15 protein-coding genes and 1 pseudogene are annotated in these 17,382 nt (G+C 59.5%); 2 read left to right on the forward strand and 14 right to left on the reverse strand.

Going from position 1 to position 17,382, the window contains the following annotated elements; all coding sequences use genetic code 11:
• Positions 1 to 9: 9 nt before the first annotated feature.
• The gene (locus BSK43_RS10125; protein ID WP_077469533.1) at positions 10 to 1,188 is read right to left on the reverse strand and encodes a phosphoserine transaminase; all 1,179 of its coding nucleotides are present in this window, start codon (positions 1,186 to 1,188) and stop codon (positions 10 to 12) included.
• Between the two features lie 61 nt (positions 1,189 to 1,249).
• Here BSK43_RS10125 and BSK43_RS10130 point away from each other — a divergent pair, with 61 nt between their 5' ends.
• On the forward strand, positions 1,250 to 2,242 hold the full coding sequence (locus BSK43_RS10130; protein WP_246662528.1) for a glycosyltransferase family 25 protein: 993 nt from the start codon (positions 1,250 to 1,252) through the stop codon (positions 2,240 to 2,242).
• A 9-nt stretch (positions 2,243 to 2,251) separates the two neighbouring features.
• Here BSK43_RS10130 and BSK43_RS10135 read toward each other — a convergent pair whose 3' ends face one another.
• Positions 2,252 to 3,085: an outer membrane protein gene (locus BSK43_RS10135; RefSeq protein WP_077469532.1), complete on the reverse strand. Its 834-nt coding sequence runs from the start codon at positions 3,083 to 3,085 to the stop codon at positions 2,252 to 2,254.
• 244 nt (positions 3,086 to 3,329) lie between these two features.
• Positions 3,330 to 4,175 (reverse strand): outer membrane protein, encoded by an 846-nt coding sequence (locus tag BSK43_RS10140; protein WP_077469531.1) that lies wholly within the window; start codon positions 4,173 to 4,175, stop codon positions 3,330 to 3,332.
• A 321-nt stretch (positions 4,176 to 4,496) separates the two neighbouring features.
• Between BSK43_RS10140 and BSK43_RS10145 the strand changes: the two genes are divergently transcribed.
• Complete coding sequence (locus BSK43_RS10145; protein WP_077469530.1) at positions 4,497 to 5,051, forward strand: SH3 domain-containing protein; 555 nt, start codon at positions 4,497 to 4,499, stop codon at positions 5,049 to 5,051.
• A 94-nt stretch (positions 5,052 to 5,145) separates the two neighbouring features.
• Here the strand turns inward: BSK43_RS10145 and glmM are convergent.
• The 11 genes and pseudogenes from glmM to ybgC all read right to left on the reverse strand — a co-directional run bounded on the left by glmM (position 5,146) and on the right by ybgC (position 17,335).
• Positions 5,146 to 6,497: pseudogene (gene glmM, locus BSK43_RS10150) on the reverse strand (phosphoglucosamine mutase).
• A gap of 501 nt (positions 6,498 to 6,998) precedes the next feature.
• The gene (ftsH, locus tag BSK43_RS10155) at positions 6,999 to 8,945 is read right to left on the reverse strand and encodes an ATP-dependent zinc metalloprotease FtsH (RefSeq protein ID WP_077469528.1); all 1,947 of its coding nucleotides are present in this window, start codon (positions 8,943 to 8,945) and stop codon (positions 6,999 to 7,001) included.
• Between the two features lie 116 nt (positions 8,946 to 9,061).
• A complete protein-coding gene (gene tilS / locus BSK43_RS10160; protein ID WP_077469527.1) occupies positions 9,062 to 10,393 on the reverse strand; it encodes a tRNA lysidine(34) synthetase TilS in 1,332 nt (443 codons plus the stop codon).
• A gap of 5 nt (positions 10,394 to 10,398) precedes the next feature.
• Positions 10,399 to 11,415, reverse strand: a complete 1,017-nt coding sequence (gene ybgF / locus BSK43_RS10165) for a tol-pal system protein YbgF (protein WP_077469526.1) — start codon at positions 11,413 to 11,415, stop codon at positions 10,399 to 10,401.
• Positions 11,416 to 11,575: 160 nt separating this feature from the next.
• Entirely contained in the window at positions 11,576 to 12,109 is a 534-nt protein-coding gene (gene pal, locus BSK43_RS10170; RefSeq protein WP_077469525.1) for a peptidoglycan-associated lipoprotein Pal, read from the reverse strand.
• A 153-nt stretch (positions 12,110 to 12,262) separates the two neighbouring features.
• Positions 12,263 to 13,567, reverse strand: coding sequence for a Tol-Pal system beta propeller repeat protein TolB (tolB, locus tag BSK43_RS10175; RefSeq protein ID WP_077469524.1), 1,305 nt, complete (start codon positions 13,565 to 13,567; stop codon positions 12,263 to 12,265).
• 19 nt (positions 13,568 to 13,586) lie between these two features.
• Complete coding sequence (locus BSK43_RS10180; RefSeq protein ID WP_136686830.1) at positions 13,587 to 14,009, reverse strand: cell envelope integrity protein TolA; 423 nt, start codon at positions 14,007 to 14,009, stop codon at positions 13,587 to 13,589.
• 8 nt (positions 14,010 to 14,017) lie between these two features.
• Entirely contained in the window at positions 14,018 to 15,241 is a 1,224-nt protein-coding gene (locus tag BSK43_RS10185; protein ID WP_077469522.1) for a hypothetical protein, read from the reverse strand.
• A 9-nt stretch (positions 15,242 to 15,250) separates the two neighbouring features.
• A complete protein-coding gene (tolR, locus tag BSK43_RS10190; protein ID WP_077469521.1) occupies positions 15,251 to 15,712 on the reverse strand; it encodes a protein TolR in 462 nt (153 codons plus the stop codon).
• Positions 15,713 to 15,739: 27 nt separating this feature from the next.
• A complete protein-coding gene (gene tolQ, locus BSK43_RS10195) occupies positions 15,740 to 16,462 on the reverse strand; it encodes a protein TolQ (protein WP_068400373.1) in 723 nt (240 codons plus the stop codon).
• A 417-nt stretch (positions 16,463 to 16,879) separates the two neighbouring features.
• Positions 16,880 to 17,335, reverse strand: coding sequence for a tol-pal system-associated acyl-CoA thioesterase (gene ybgC, locus BSK43_RS10200; protein ID WP_077469520.1), 456 nt, complete (start codon positions 17,333 to 17,335; stop codon positions 16,880 to 16,882).
• Positions 17,336 to 17,382: the final 47 nt, after the last annotated feature.

Below are 17,382 nucleotides of genomic sequence, written 5' to 3' on the forward strand. Positions count from 1 at the left end.
CTCAAACTCTCAGGCAGCAGCCTGGGAGAGCGTCGCCTTCTGCGTTTCGAAAGCCCAGGCGAGCCAAGGCATCAGCTTCTGCATATCGGAAGCTTCGATGGTAGCGCCGGCCCAGATACGCAGACCAGACGGGGCATCACGATAGTGGCCGACGTCATAGGCGACGCCTTCCTTTTCGAGGAGCGCGACCAGGCCCTTGGCGAAATTCGCCTGACCGTCTTCGTCGAGAGCGGCAACGTCCTCGTCGACGATCTTCAGGCAGACCGACGTATTGGACTGTGTCTCGACCTTGGCGGCGAGATTCGCAATCCAGCCATTGGCGGCGACGAAGTCGTGAATGACCTTGGCGTTGGCGTCAGCACGGCCGATCAGAGCCTTGAGGCCGCCGAGATCCTTGGCCCAGAGCAGAGCGTCGATATAGTCCTCGACGCAGAGCATCGACGGCGTGTTGATCGTCTCACCGGTGAAGATACCTTCGATGAGCTTGCCGCCGCTGGTCATGCGGAAGATCTTCGGCAGCGGCCAGGCGGGCTGATAGGTGGTCAGACGCTCGACAGCGCGCGGCGACAGGATGATGACGCCATGCGCGCCCTCGCCGCCCAGAACCTTCTGCCAGGAGAAGGTGACGACATCGAGCTTGGCGAAATCGAGGTTCTGCGCGAAGGCAGCCGATGTGGCGTCGCAGATCGTCAGACCCTTGCGGTCGGCCGGGATGAAATCGCCGTTCGGAACACGGACGCCAGAGGTGGTGCCGTTCCAGGTGAAGACCACGTCACGATCAAAATCGATCGTGGAAAGATCAGGAAGCTCGCCGTAACCGGCTTCGAGCTTGCGGACGTCCTTGAGCTTCAGCTGCTTGACGACGTCGGTAACCCAGCCTGCACCGAAGCTTTCCCAGGCGACCATATCGACGCCACGTTCGCCGAGCAGCGACCAGAGCGCCATTTCGACGGCACCAGTGTCCGAGGCTGGAACGATGCCGATGCGGTAATCCGCTGGCACTTCGAGAATTTCGCGGGTAAGATCAATGGCTTGCTTCAGCTTGGCCTTACCGACTTTCGCGCGGTGCGAACGGCCGAGAGCCGCGTCGGAAAGAGCGTTAAGTGTCCAACCTGGACGCTTCGAGCATGGACCAGAAGAGAAATGGGTATTATTCGGACGGATGTCCGGCTTGGCGAGCTTAGTCATAATGCTATCCTCTCAGATAGAAAGCTCCTCGTTGGGGAGGAGTGTCCCGCCGCTGGATATATTGGAAGCCGCCAGTGAGCGCAACAGCAAAATGCGCCTGCGGCGTAAGATCACAAATCCGTGCGTAAAGTTTGATGAAGGGGCAAGGTACACGCAATGGAGTCACGCTAAATTAAGCCTCACAAAGACTGGTTTATGTGCCGACGCGCAATCATATAAGTCCTGGCGCCGATTAATTGGCGCCGACGGAAAACAACAAGTGTGCTCGATGTCTCTTACTGCATTTGCCGAAAGCCCACTCGTCCTCATGCAACCTATCCCGGTCTATCTGATCAATATTGACAGGGCGGCGGACAGGCTGGCGGAAATCGAGCGGCAGAGCGGCGAGTTCGGTTTCCGGTTTGAAAGAATCAACGGCGTGGACGGCGCGCTCGTCCCGCGAGATCAGTGGATCGACGTCGATCACGCCCGCTTTGAGCGGCGCCATGGCCGAACCATCCTGTCCGGGGAATATGGTTGCTATCGAAGCCATCTGGCGGCTTTGCGTAAGTTTCTCGCGAGTGGTGACGACATGGCCTTGGTCATCGAGGATGACGTGGCCTTGGATGCAGATTTCCTTACCCGCGCCGTCGCGACCAAAGAGGCGGCGCCAACTGCCGATCTGATCAAACTCGTCAATCATCGTTGGCGCGGTTTCCGTGCCACGGCCAACAGCCGGAAAGGCGATGTCGTCGGTCGCTGCCTTTTCGGGCCTCAGGGTTCGACGGCCTGCTACCTCGTGACACGCAAGGGCGCGGAAAAGATCGTCAAAGCGTTGGCCGTGATGTCTCTGCCCTGGGATGTCGCCATCGAACGCGGCTGGGACATGCATGCATCCATATTCACCACCAATACCAATATCGTTGGCTTCAGCCGGCTGCAGAGAAGCACGATGATCGGCTGGCGCCGCGACTATCGTGCCGCCAAGGCTTCCCCGTGGCGACGCATACCCGCGCATCTGTTCCGCACGTTGGATTTCTTCCGGCGTATTGCCTACATCCTGACGACGCCATAGGCATTGGCCCTACCAGGTGGTAATCCGCAGGCCGATCCGAATTTCGTGACGCGACAGCGCGCCATCGCGCCCCATCGTACCGCCTGCACCGGCTGCCGTATCGCCAGCGGAATAGCCGAACATGTCGCCGCCTGCGACATGGGAGAAACGATAACCGAGGTCCACCTTCACATTCGGCGCAACCTCGTAGGCCACACCTGCCATCAATGCGTAAGTCATGCGCCAATCGCTATCACCGGGATAGCGCGTGCTGACCGCGGCAGCGCCACCGCAGCCTGAGCCGCCGTCGACGCAGGAGCCGACTGCATTGACATTGCTCCAGGAAATCCGGGTCGCACCGAGACCGGCACCCAGATAGGGCGTGAAGCCCGCAAGGGTCCCAAGATCGACATAGCCATTGACCATCAGGCTGCCGGCCCTGAACGAGGATCGCGCCTTAGTGGAGCAGCCCGTGCCACCTGCCCCGCCGGAGCACGGCAAGCCGCTCGACACTTGGCCATCATAGTCGCCACTGAAGAAATCGCCGGTAACGTCAGCGCGCAACAGATCATTGAATTGATAGCCGACGCCGAGACCGCCGGAGAAATCGCCGCCGAACCGGTTGGAATCGAAGCTGCCCGAGCTGTAGTCGCCACTGGCCGGATCGAAGGCGCGGAATTTCGTATCGGTACGGCTGGCGTTGACGGCATAGCCGACATCGCCGCGGACATACCATCCCTTCGCATCCTTGACGCTCACTTCCGGCATCTTGATTTCCGGCGGCGGCGCATCGCCGGCAAGGGCAGCGCCCGCCGATGCGACTGCCATCGCTGCGGCCAGCGCCAAAGCGTCGAAACGGATCATTACCCCCTCGCCTTCCATCTTTCTGCGGGTGCCCGCATATCGAATTGGTCGCTTCATTGGCCTTTCCAGCACCCAAAAAGAGGGGCCGTGACCGGGAAGCCACCATTCTCATTTCATTAACCATAGGGAATTCATGGTTAACGAAGCTTTAAGGCGCGGGAAAATTGCTTAACGGGAGAGGAGAAAAAGCAAAAACCGCCCGGGGGAAACCGGACGGCTTTTCAATGGCTTGCGCGAAGGGCGCTTACTTGTAGACGGGCTGGATCGGAATATCGGCCGGCGGCATGTAGCTTGCAGTCTGGCATCCGCCGAAGGTGTAGCGAGCACCGATGCGGGCTTCATGCAGGTTGATGCCCTTGTCGTAGCCGGGGCCGCCATTTTCCGCATAACCGAACATATCGCCGCCGGCGACGTGGCGGTAACGATAGCCGACGTCAGCCTTGAGATTGCAGGTCAGGTCGATCGAAGTACCGGCCATCAGCGCGTAGGTGAAGCGCCAGCTGCCGCGACCATTATGGCTGACCGATCCGTCGCACGAGTCCGGATTGGCATCCGAGCACGAGGTGTTCTTCAGGTTGCTCCACTTGACGTAGGTGCCGCCGAGACCGCCGCCGACGTAGGGCGTGAACAAGCCATAGGTACCGAGGTCGACATAGGCGTTGGCGAGCAAGCTATACGCTGTCAGAGACGCCAGATCGCGGGAGGTCGCAGGAACAACCGTGTAGCCCGGGCCACAGCTACCGCAATCACCCTTCGTGGACCCCTTGAAGTCGGACTTGAAGAGATAGTCCAGCGTCACGTCCGTGCGCAGGTAGTTGTTGATCTGATAACCGACACCGCCGCCGAGCGTGACATTGCCATCCAGCTTTGCGCTGTCAAAATCTACCAGGCTGGAATTGGAACCTTGAAAATAGTTGGACCCGCGCAGATTGGTGAAGGCGTAGCCGACATCGCCGCGCAGATACCAGCCGCTGGACTGTGCGACAGACACCTCTGCCGGCTGCTGGGGCTCCGGTGTATAAAGATCAGCAGAGAAGGCTGACGTGCCGACCAGCAAAGTGGCAAGTGCGCCGATCAGGGTTTTCATCATGGCTTTGGCTCCAAATTTCTTGCCATTGGCACAGCAGATGCTTGCCGATCGAAAAGACATGATGGGGATAATGAGCAAAAGGAGTTAAAACCTGATTAACTACGAATATTTACCCTGTTTATTCACGAATTATACTCCAGTATTTATATTAGATTTACAAAATATTCAAATAACGCGAACTAGATAGACCCATCGGCCTTTTTCTTGCACGCGACAAAAGCATGGGCCCAGACCCGCAGTCCGCTCCGGTTCTCTAAACCAATTGGCAAGAATCCGACCATTACAGTACGGCGTCCGGGGGGGTTAACTCAGGAGTGAGCCGTGAGCTACTATCGAAAAATATGCATCGGCCTATGCTTGGCCCTTGTCTTTCTGAGCACCGGCGCTCTGGCCAACCCTACACCTGTAAAACCCGTTACCGCCACCGCATGGAACAAGGGGCGCGAGACGGGATTGCCGATTCCCCGCTTCGTTTCGGTGAAAGCGCATAAGGCGCGCATGCGCGTCGGCCCGTCGACGATCTATGCCACCAAATGGATCTATATGAAGCCTGGCCTTCCCATGGAAATCATCGACGAATATGGCCATTGGCGGCAGGTTCGCGACGATACCGGCGTTACCGGATGGATGCACAGTGCTCTTCTCTCCGGAGCACGCACGGCTGTGGTCGCCCCTTGGCTGACCAAGAACGCGCTGTTGCGTACCAACCCGGAGCCGACGGGCCCCACGGTTGCCGAGCTGCAGCCACGCGTGTTGCTTTCATTACATTCCTGCACCGGAACCTGGTGCCGCGTCTCCGTCAGAGAGCATTCGGCGAAAGGCTATGTCAGGCAAGACAGGCTCTGGGGCGCGTATCCCGGCGAAATGTTCCAATAAGCGAGCAGCCATCCAATTGGAGCCGCAAACGATATGGCCGCCTTGGATAAAGGCGGCCATCCATCCGATATTCGCGATGATTGCGGCCCGCCGCTCAGGCAGCGGTGCGCACGCTCGAGATCACGTCGATCAACCCACCAACGATGCGCTCGATCTGACCACGATCGTCGCCTTCCGCCATGACCCGGATCAAAGGTTCGGTGCCTGAAGGGCGGATCACCAGGCGGCCATTGCGCGCAAGCTCGCTTTCGGCATCCGCGATTGCCTTCATCACCTGATTGTCTTCCAGCGGCCGGCGCCGGAAATCCGAACATTGCGCAGCAGTTGCGGCACCGGCTCGAAACGCCGGCAGACTTCGCTGACCGGCTTGCCCGTGCGCTTCACCGCGGCAAGGATCTGCAGCGCGGCGACGAGGCCATCGCCTGTAGTGCCATAGTCCGAAAGCACGATGTGACCGGACTGCTCGCCACCGACATTGTAATTGTGCTTGCGCATATGCTCGACGACATAGCGATCACCAACAGCGGTGCGGGCCAGGGACATGCCGCGCTCGTCCAGGAAGCGCTCCAGACCGAGATTGGACATCACGGTCGCAACAATCCCATTGCCGCGCAGCAATTGGCTATCGGCCCAGCTTTCCGCGATGACAGCCATCAGCTGGTCGCCATCGATGACCGTGCCGGTCTCGTCGACGATGATGACGCGATCGGCGTCGCCATCCAGCGCTATGCCGATATCGGCGCGTACTTCGTCTACCTTCTTCTGAAGTGCCACCGGGCTGGTGGAGCCGCAATTGAGATTGATATTCGTGCCGTTTGGCTCGTTGCCGATGGTCACGACTTCGGCGCCCAGTTCCCACAGCGCGGCAGGCGCAACCTTGTAGGCCGCACCGTTGGCACAATCGATGGCGATACGCAGACCCTGCAACGTGACGTCGCGCGGCAAGGTGCGCTTGGCATGTTCGATATAGCGGTCATGCACACCGTCCACGCGCTTGGCACGGCCAATATTCGCGGCTTTGGCCAGATGCTCCGTCATATCCTTTTCGAGGAGGTCTTCGATCTGCATCTCCAGCTCGTCTGAGAGCTTGTATCCGTCAGGACCGAAAAGCTTGATGCCATTGTCTTCGTAAGGATTATGCGATGCGGAAATCATGACGCCGATGTCGGCGCGCAGCGACCGCGTCAGCATGGCGACGGCAGGTGTGGGGATAGGACCGAGAACGAAGGCATCGACGCCGGCGGCGGTGAAGCCGGCAACCATCGCGTTCTCCAGCATGTAGCCTGAAAGACGCGTGTCCTTGCCGATGACCACTCGGTGACGGTGGCTACCTCGATGGAAGATCGTGCCGGCAGCGATACCCACGCGCATGGCAAGATCCGGCGTCATCGGATAGATATTGGATTGACCGCGAATTCCGTCAGTTCCGAAATAGCGACGTTTCATATGCACTCCTGTCGTTGCGGCACCTTAACCAGGTGCAGCGGCATCGAAATCGCTGTTCCAGACTCCGGAGACACGACGAGCATCGACGCTTGTGGCTCATGCCACAGATTGTAAAAATCGGCACGTAAATTACCGAGAAAGCCTATTACAACGCGTTACCATTAATAAGCACTAAAAAACGCCAGTTCCCCACCGAAACCGAGCCATCTGGCTGCTCATTCTGGATCAGAACCGTCTTCAAACTTCGCTGCTCGCGCTTTGCCCGATGCCGAAGCGCTGCCATGTCAGATCCCAGCGGCCGGCAAACAGGGTTTTGAAACCGGCGGCCTGGAACCGGTCCTCGCTCCACCCATCGCATAGCAGTGCCGTTTCGCAGGCCTGACACCAGGCATCGGGCCGGGCCGCTATAGCCGGCGCTATCTTCGCGCCAATCAAGAAAAAGGCCAGCTTCCGATGAAAGGAAGCTGGCCTCTTCGTCTGTGGTTTCGGTTATCTCAAGCTTTAGCGCGGCTGCGGCTCGAAGCCACCTTCGGGCTCATCGCCTTCCTTGGCGCCGAGCGAGCCATCCTTCTTGGCGCCGGTCTTCGGCACAGCCGAGCCGCGGCTCGGCGGCGTGTCGTCACCGAGGTCACGAGCCGGCTTTTCGCCGCGAATAAGCGCCTTGATCTCTTCGCCCGTCAGTGTCTCGTATTCGAGAAGGCCCTCGGCGATTGCCACGAACCCGTCATGCTGTTCGGTGAGGATATCCTTGGCCTGATGATAGGCTTGGTCGATCAGGCGGCGTACTTCATTGTCGATCGTCTGCGCGGTCGCTTCCGAAACATTCTTCGACTGAGAAACGGAGTGACCGAGGAAGACTTCCTGCTGGTTCTCGCCATAGGCAACCAGACCGAGCTCGTCGGAGAAGCCCCACTGCGTCACCATCGCACGCGCAAGCTTCGTAGCCTGCTCGATGTCGGAGGACGCGCCGGAGGTGATGTTCTCCTTGCCGAAGGTCAGCTCTTCTGCAACGCGGCCACCCATCATGATGCAGAGGCGCGAGACCATCCACTTGTAGCTCATCGAGTAGCGATCGCCCTCGGGAAGCTGCATGACCATGCCGAGTGCACGGCCGCGCGGAATGATGGTCGCCTTGTGCAAGGGATCGGCGAGATCGACATAGAGCGCCGTGATGGCGTGGCCGGCCTCGTGATAGGCAGTGAGCTTCTTTTCCGCCTCGGTCATGGCCGAAGAGCGGCGCTCGGCGCCCATCATGATCTTGTCCTTGGCGTCTTCGAACTCCTGCATCGTGACCACGCGCTTGTTGCGGCGGGCAGCCATCAGGGCGGCTTCGTTGACGAGGTTCATCAGATCGGCACCGGAGAAGCCGGGTGTGCCACGGGCAAGCGTCTTCAGATCGACGTTCGGTGCCAGCGGCACGTTACGGGCGTGAACCTTGAGGATGCGCTCACGGCCGATAATATCCGGGTTCGGCACGACGACCTGACGGTCGAAACGGCCCGGACGCAACAGCGCGGGGTCGAGAACGTCGGGGCGGTTGGTGGCGGCAATGAGGATGATGCCCTCATTGGCTTCAAAACCGTCCATCTCGACCAGCAACTGGTTCAGCGTCTGTTCGCGCTCGTCGTTACCGCCGCCAAGACCAGCGCCACGATGGCGACCGACGGCGTCGATTTCGTCGATGAAGATGATGCAGGGTGCATTCTTCTTCGCCTGCTCGAACATGTCACGGACGCGGCTTGCGCCGACACCGACGAACATTTCCACGAAGTCGGAACCGGAGATGGTGAAGAACGGCACGTTGGCTTCACCGGCAATGGCGCGCGCCAGAAGCGTCTTACCCGTACCGGGAGGTCCCACAAGCAAAACACCGCGCGGGATGCGACCGCCGAGACGCTGGAATTTCTGCGGATCGCGCAGAAATTCAACGATTTCTTCCAGATCCTGCTTGGCTTCGTCGACACCGGCGACGTCCTCGAAGGTGACGCGGCCATGCGCTTCCGTCAGAAGCTTTGCCTTCGACTTGCCGAAGCCCATGGCGCCGCGCGAGCCGCCTTGCATCTGCCGCATGAAGAACAGCCAGACGCCAAGGATCAGCAACATCGGCAACAGGGTGCCGAGATAGCTCAGGAAGCTGGATGATCCATCAGATTCCGGACGGCCAACAATGTTGACGTTCTTGGATTGCAGGCGATCAAGCAGGCTGTCGTCGACGACCGGAGCATAGGTCTGGAAGGGCGTACCGTTTTCGACATAGCTGCCAACGACGCGATTGCCCGTGACTGTCACGTCACGAACACGGCCGGAATCAACTTCCCGAAGGAACTGCGAATACGGAATTTCCCTGGAGCCTGTTTGTGCCGGCGCGTTCTGAAACATACTGAACAGGGCAATCAACAGCAGAGCTATGATTGCCCACAGAGCGAAATTACGAAAATTAGGGTTCATCGAACTCCCCAGCACTGAAACTTCCGCCGCGTAAGCGACGGCATTACTTGATCCCTAACATAGGGTTGCGCCAAGCCGTTGCCAAGGCAAACCACATCGACGCATGTTTTTTCCGTCTATAGGGCTGAAAGCGGCGGCCGCATATAGGCTTCACGACCAAAAGCGACAGAAAGCCGGTTGGCGAATATGAGGTCGAATCGTGTCAAAAAGCGGTCGAACGGCGCAAGATGGGGCACAACCGCCGCAGCCGCTGCCTCTTCGCTCCCATTCGCCGCAATCAGCGGCATTGCCGCGCTCGCGCGCTGCACCGCCCCTTTCGGCAGATCCGGAGGAAAAGACTTAGCGAGCTGCGCCCCGCGAGCTTGTACCCGAATAGGGGCCGAGCCTGAATTGACCAGCTCGAAACGACCGTCCCAAATAGCCTTTGCGCCGGGCATCAGCGTCATGGGCTCGATGTTACGACTTTCCCGCATGAGGTAGAGCGAATCGCGGCGCAGATCGAAGACCACCCCGCCTGCCGTCCGCCGCCCCGGTTGCCCTGCCTTTACGAAGTCGAGAATGCGCTCCATTTGCTGACGACCGGGGCCATAAACCTCTCCACCGAAAACGGCGGCCAGAGAGGACAGCGCGTAAGTCACGACGGCCGCATCTCCGGAGAAAGCCGCCCGGTCGATGGCACAAAGCACATTGGCGTGAATGGTCACATATTCATCCAGCCACGACGCCGCGCTGCCGGAAAGCGCTGTACGATTTGCACCACCATCGGCAAGCACAGCTGCTTCGGTTTCTTGTGCGAGCTTCTTACGCGTACGCACGCGCTCGAAACGCGTGTCCTCGTTGCTGGGGTCGTCGAGCCAGGAAACGGCATGCTTGTCGAGGTAGTCACGGATATCCACCCGCCGGCAGACCAGAAACGGCCTGACGATCCAGATACGGCGGTCAAATAGCAGAGCATCCGAAATACCGGTACCGACGCCATCTTCGCCCTCGCGGCGCCGCGAGGCGCGCATGAGAATCGTCTCCCGCTGATCGTCGACTGTGTGGGCCGTGACGATCACATCGGCTGAAATTTCGGATGCGAGATCGGCAAGCAGTTCGTAGCGCGCCTCGCGGGCAGCGGCCATGATAGCGCTCTTCGGCTTCTCGCCCTCCCAGCGGCGGACGAAATGCGGAATGTCACGCGAGGCGCAGAGAGCGGCAACGTTTAGCGCTTCATCTGCAGCGGATGCACGCAGGCCGTGATCGATTGTCGCGGCGGAAAGGGCAATATCCGGATAAGGAAGAGATTTGATCTGCTCGGCAAGGGCGATCAGGAGCCCTGTGGAATCGCTACCGCCGGAAATGGCGACGAGAATATGAGCAGGCTTGACGAGGGAATGGAGAAAATCGGCCGCGGCGGCTTCAGGCATAAGGGCTGTGGCAGCAGCAGTCACAGCATCGTCAGACATGGCAATCAGCAGGCAAGCCGCTTCTGTTCGCTGGCAACCTTGCCGGTAACGGCTTTGGAAGCCTTCGGATAGCGCTTGGTCACTTCACGAAGCGTTGCGCAAGCCGTATCCTTGTTATCAAGTGCTGCAAGCGACATGCCGAGCTTCAACAGCATTTCCGGCGCCTTTTCGGAGCCGCTATACTTCTGATGCGCATTCAGGAAAGTCTTGGCCGCATCATTATATTTGCCCTGCGAATAAAGGGCTTCACCGAGCCAGAAATTTGCATCGGCAGAGCGCGAGCTGGTCGGATAGCTCTCGATATACTGGCGGAACTCCTGTTCGGCGACGCTATAGTCGCCGGACAGGACGTGCCCGTAAGCAGCCTTGTATTGATCGTTTTCGTTGCCAAGCGAAGCCGTCTGGGTTCCGGAACCGGCGCTCGGCGGCGCACCCGAGCCATTATTGGCCCCGGTCGCCGAGCTTCCCACCTGATCGCCGCTTTGATCAAACTGGATCGACCCGAGCTGGGACGGCGGCTTTCCTGAGCCACTACCCTGCTGCGACGCAACGCCGCTACTCTGAGAATCGCTGATGACCCCGGCTATATCGTCCTGCTGGCCGCCCGCGCCCTGGGACGGAGCATCGGCCTCGCTCTTCTTCATCGTACCGCTGTTTGACGCAGGCGCGCTGCCGCCACGCTTTTCGAGCTGCTGGAAGCGGAATTCATTGTCTTCCTGCGCCTTGCGGATCGTCTCCTGCATCTGCAGCAGCTGATAGCTCATTTCCTCGACGCGGCCGTTCAGCTGGCGCATCTGATCTTCAAGCTGCTGTACGCGAACCTCGGCATCGCTGTTCTGAACGTTGACGACCGGCGCACGGCCGTATTGCGCTTGCTGCTGAGGCGCATTGTCCCGAGTCGACTGCGAGGCGGCATCACGGCCGCCAAGGTGGATTCCAAACAGCGACAAGGCAGAGGCTTCACGCTCACTACCTGCAAAGGCAGCGAGACAAAGCATGCTCGCCACGACAAGTTTTCTCATATGGATCGTCCTGTCTCATTGATTCTTCGGGCCGAGGGCTCGAACAGGAGATTTTTACAATTGCTCTCAAAAAGCAACGGAGTTCGGCCAAAGTGTGGTCAAAAAAGTAAAGGCGACCACGAGGGCCGCCTTTATACATTTCGACCGGTCAATTGACCTATCAGGAACCGGCGCCGTTCAGCACAGTGACGGCACGGCGGTTCTGCGACCAGCAGGAAATATCGTCGCAAGTGGCGACCGGACGCTCCTTGCCGTAGGAAATCGTCTTCATGCGCTTGGCTGGAACGCCGCGCGAAGCGAGATAATCCTTGGCGGCAGAGGCACGACGCGCGCCGAGAGCGAGGTTGTATTCGCGCGTGCCGCGTTCGTCGGCATGGCCTTCGACGGTGATCGCATAGTTCGGATAACGGGCCAGCCACTGAGCCTGACGGTCGAGCGTCTGGGCAGCGTCGGAACGGATCGACGTGCTGTCCGTATCAAAGAAGATGCGGTCGCCGACGTTGACCGTGAAGTCCTGCGGGGAGCCAGGAGTAGCATTGCCGGCACCATTGAGGCCCAGACCGTTGGCATCGTTCGGCAAACCCTTCTTGGAGGCGCAGCCAGCCAGAGAAAGGCCGACGAAAAGCGCGATCATGATCGGGTTGCGTGCGAGGTTCTGCATGTGGCCAACGGCCGGGTTTGCGATGCGGCTCATGGCCGGTCTCTCCTTAGTCTCTCTATCAGGGTTGCCAGACTGTAACCGGGTTCGGTTAATCCGATTCCAACGAATATGGTTAATGATGTCCTAAAATTGTCCCGAAACGGTCCACTCACAGGACTTTGCGGCGATTACGTGGCAAGCCGTTCACTACTCGAGGAGCGGTGACCACGCCGGATCAGAAGCAAAGCCCGGAGTCGGGATCTTCTGCTCGTTATAGCCTGTGAGATCAATGGAGTAGAGCTGCGGACCGCCCGAGCCGGCCGGCTGGCGGAAGAACATGATGACGCGGCCGTTCGGAGCCCAGGTCGGACCTTCATTGTGGAAGCCCGTCGTCAGCAGACGCTCGCCGGAACCGTCAGTCTTCATCACGCCGATGGAGAAGCTGCCGCCGGACTGCTTGGTGAAGGCGATCAGATCGCCGCGCGGCGACCAGACCGGCGTCGAATAGGAACCATCACCGAAGGAAATGCGGCGCTGATTGGAGCCATCGGCACCCATCACGTAGATCTGCGGCTTACCGCCACGGTCGCTTTCAAAGGCGATTTGCGTGCCGTCAGGCGAGTAGGACGGCGACGTATCGATGGCGGCGGTCGACGTCAGGCGTGTCGTGGTGCGCGAGCGCAGGTCCATTGTGTAGATATTGGCGTTGCCTTCCTGCTGCAGGCTCATGATGACACGCTGGCCATCCGGCGAGAAGCGCGGCGAGAAGGTCATGCCGGGGAAGTTACCGACCAGTTCGCGCTGGCCCGTCTGCAGCTGCAGCAGATAGACGCGCGGCTGCTGATTGGCGAAGGACATGTAGGTCACTTCCTGGCGGCTCGGCGAAAAGCGTGGCGTCAGCACGAGGTCGCTGCCATCGGTCAGCATACGCACATTGGCGCCGTCCTGATCCATGATGCCGAGCTGCGTCTTGCGAGCCGTCTTCGGGCCGCTTTCGGAGACGAAAACGACGCGGGTATCGAAATAGCCCTTCTCGCCCGTGATCTTCTGGTAGATCGCATCGGCGATGATGTGAGCGACGCGGCGCCAGTTGTCCGGCTGAGCGTAGAATTGCTGGCCGATCATCTGGCTGTTGCCGAATGTGTCCCACAGGCGGAATTCGGCACGAAGGCGCCCGCCCTCCTGCGTCACGCGGCCGGTCACCAGCGCCTGGGCGTTGATCGACGTCCAGTCGGGGAAGCGCGGGGTCGAATCCGGATTGGTGATCTTCTCGATGAAGGCTTGCTTGTTGATCGGCGCGAAAAGCCCCGAGCGCTGCAGATCGGCGGCGATGACGCCCGAGATCTGCGGACCGAGGCTGTCATTCGACAGCAGATCGGTGATGGCGATCGGCATGGGCTGAACGTTGCCCTTGTTGATGTTGAGCTCGACCACGGCATAGGCCGGGGTGGAGAGCACTGCCATCAGGCCTGCCAGTACCAGCAGGAGACGGACGAAGGGTTTTCTGATCATATGTTCAAGCCTTTCAGCATTAATGCCCGAAGTCGTCCGATTTGAAGCTAATGACTACTTCTTTCCAGACGTCATACTTATCCATTGGCAGGTTTTTGAACGGAGCCGACCGGAGCACGGCTCGCAACGCACTTGCCGCGACAGCTTTTTGGGTGTTTTCGGGGCCGCCGGTCATCGTCACCTTCGGCTTGCCAACTATATTTCCAGCGCGATCAAGCTCAAACCGGACCTGGACGCGGACATCTTTCATGCCCGTCATGTCGGCAGGTGGGGGCCAGTTCGCCATGACACTGTTACGAATGTTTTCCGTGGCAGAATGACTAAGGTTGTTCTCGCCGCCGGCAGTCGCGGGCCGCACCCATACCGAAGCTGCCAGCATGATCACGAGAGCCGTAATCAACGACAGGCCAAAACGCGGACAGTGGTTTGCCGAAAGCTGCATTCCCCGCATCACATCCCCAGATCCGCTGCGCTGAAGTTGACGACGACTTCCTGCCAGTCGTCATACTTATCCGCCGGAAGAATGGTCATGAACTCCGATTGCGCCCGAAGAACCGCTCGCACGGCGGCGGACTGCATGGCACCCTGCGTCGAAGCCGGTCCACCATTCGTCGTCGCCTCCGGCTCACCAACGATCTGCCCGGATTTGTCGAGCTTGAAGTGCACCTTGATTCGCACGTCGCCCGCGCCTTCGAGACCCGGAGGGAGGTTCCAGTATTTCTGGATCAGGTCACGCAGGCCGTCCTGTTGGCTCTGGCTAAGCTTGCCTGCACCAAGCGACTTCATACCACCGCGTGAGGCGACCTGCGTATCGGCGCCTGCCGAGGCCGGTTTGGACGAACGCGCCGCGCCACCCTTCGAAGACGTATTGTTCAAAACGTCGGCGATCTCGTCGGCAAGACCGTCGTCCAAGCCCTTGTTGGAGGCTTTGGCCGTCTGACGCTTCTTGTCAGCATCCTTCTTGCCGTCATCGGCAGAGGTATTCTTGCTGGTGCTCTGAGTCGTCGTCTTGTCGGTCGGCTTGGCGTCGGCCACCTTCAAGTCCGGCTTCGGCGCAGGCTTGACCTCGGGCTTCTGCTCGACGGTCTTCTGCGGCGTCGGCTGCGGCTTGACATCCGGCACGGGAACATTGTTCGGGACCGGAATTTCAGCCTGCTGCTCGGTTGGCGGCGGTGTCGGCGCAGCATCGGCCTTCGGGGTCGCCGGCGCAGGGTCCGTCTTCGGCGTCGGAGCAGGCGTCACCTCGGGCTTTTGCTGCGGAATGGCAGCCACTTCCTTTGGCGCAGCCTCGGTATCCTTCTGCTCTATCGTCTTGACGTCATTCGGCCGCGGATCATTTTGCGGAACGGGCACATCCACCTTCTTCGGGGCTAACGCTGCCGTTTCACTCTCCGGCCGCTGCGTCGGCACGACCGGGCTCTTGATATCCACCTTGTTCTCGCCCGCGTTCTGGGCGTTGGCGACCTGATCCTGCTTCGTCGTCGGCTTGCGCGAGACGTGATCCGTCACCGGCGCCTTCTTCTCACCCTGCTGAAGCTGGTCCGCCTGCACGATGTCGACGTCCATCGCCGTGCTTTCCGGCGTCTCCAAAGGCGCCGGCGCACTCAGCGTCACCATGGCGCCGATGAGCACCAGGATGTGAACTACCGCAGATGTGGCAAGACTGCGCTTCATGGCGATTCGTCAGTGATCCGTTGTCTGCTGCTGTGTAACCAGGCCGATATTCTTGTAACCAGCCTCCTGAATGCGCGACATGACGTCAGCGATGACGCCATAAGGCGCCTTGCCGTCGCCACGCACGAAAATGCGTTCGCTGTAGCCGGTCGTAGCGATCGCCTTCAGCTTGTCAGCGATTTCGGTGGTCTGGATTTGCGATTCCCCGATGAACACCTGACCGTCGGCCTTGATCGAGATGGTGATGGGCTGGGTCTGGGCGTTGAGCGCGCCTGCCTGCGTTTGCGGCAGGTCGATCGGTACGCCCGACGTCATCATTGGCGCCGCCACCATGAAGATGATCAGCAGAACGAGCATGACGTCGACCAGCGGCGTCACGTTGATTTCGGAAATCGGGCCACCCCGGCCTCCGCCACGACGACTACCCCGGCGGCCACCGCCGCCACCCTTGCCTCCAACAGACATTGCCATGTGTATTACTCCGGTTCTGTCCGCTACTTACTGAGCAGCCTGGCGAGGCTGCAGCTTCTCATCGATCTGGCGCGAAAGAATGGCGGAGAATTCATCCGCAAAACCTTCCATGCGTGCCGAGAGCTTGCCGGCATCGCCAGAAAACTTGTTGTAGGCGATAACCGCGGGAATAGCCGCGACCAGACCGATGGCGGTCGCCAGCAGCGCTTCGGCGATACCGGGCGCGACAACCGCAAGATTGGTCGATTTCGAACCGGCGATAGCCTGGAACGAGGTCATGATACCGACGACGGTACCGAAGAGACCGATGAACGGGCCGGCCGAGCCGATGGTCGCAAGCGATCCGAGGCGCGCCATCAGATGCTCCGATTCACGCGCGAGCGTGACGTCCATGGCGCGATCGATACGCATCTGCAAGCCGATCGGCGAGCGCGCACCGCGCTCGAACGACTTCTTCCATTCCCGCATCGCGGCGACGAAGATGGCGCTCAAGCCCGTATTGTTGCGCTCCGAAAGCGTGCGGTAAAGCTCTTCGAGCGACTGGCCGGACCAGAAGACCTGTTCGAAGTGATCGAACTGCCGGCGCGCTCGCGCATAGCTCAGATACTTGTCGATGACGATTGCCCACGTCCATACGGATGCGGCCAGAAGGCCGATCATGACGAGCTTGACGACCAAGCCCGCCTGCATGAATAGCGACCAGAGGGTGATATCCGGTGTGGTGGCCGCTGCCAATGCTACTTGTTCCATTGATCCAAAATCCCCGAATCCAAACGCCCGGCGCTAGACCGGGCGGCTAAAAGTGATCTCACAAGAAATGTTTGGCAGCCGCCGCTGAACGCCCTGGTCAAGCCTTCCAAGCTTACAACTGCCTTCTTGCCGTCAAATTTGGTCAAAGGAAGGCGTGCACCGCACAAACTCCGCCTTAACCAGTAAGACACTATTATGGTTAAAAGAATGTTAGCGTCGAAACATGAAGAATTTAACGGCGGCGAAGGCTATTCTAGCTCCTGGGAAGAAATGACCGGACGAAACCGGCGGCAAACGCAGGCAGATCTTGCGCGGCGAATTCCTTCACACAAAACTCAAGTTTTTGCAAGGCATCTCTTAGCAATCGCAATATCTTTGCATGTGGCAGCTGGCCACACCAAAAGTCGAAAAACCCTGCTAGCCAGCGGATTCCGATGCGGCGAGCATCTGTGCGGCCAGCTTCTCCGGCAACCGGCGCGGCCGCCCCTTGGCATTGATGACGGCGATGATGACCTTGGCGGCGATCAGCAAAATATCGCCGCGCCGTATTTCCTGGGAGAGCACCATCTTGGCGCCACCGGCCTTCTCGGTGACGGTACTGATCGTCAGCACGTCGTCCATGCGGGCAGGCCCCTTGAAGTCGATCTCCATGCGGTGGACCACGAAGACCAGCCCCTCTTCATCGGCATTCAGAAGCTCGCGCTGTTCCACTCCGAGACAGCGAAGATAGTCCGTGCGACCGCGCTCGAGGAAATGCAGATAGCGCGCGTGATAGACGAGACCGGAAAAATCCGTATCCTCATAATAGACTCGCTGCACCAGCCGGTGGCTTCCGGCTTCCAGTTCCCCAGCTATCAGAAAGGGGCTGTTCATCGTTGCCGCATCTCCTTGTATGTCCGGCATCTCTTTGGCCGAAGTTC

The sequence above is a fragment of the Rhizobium sp. P44RR-XXIV genome (assembly GCF_001999485.2).
Taxonomy (GTDB): domain Bacteria; phylum Pseudomonadota; class Alphaproteobacteria; order Rhizobiales; family Rhizobiaceae; genus Rhizobium.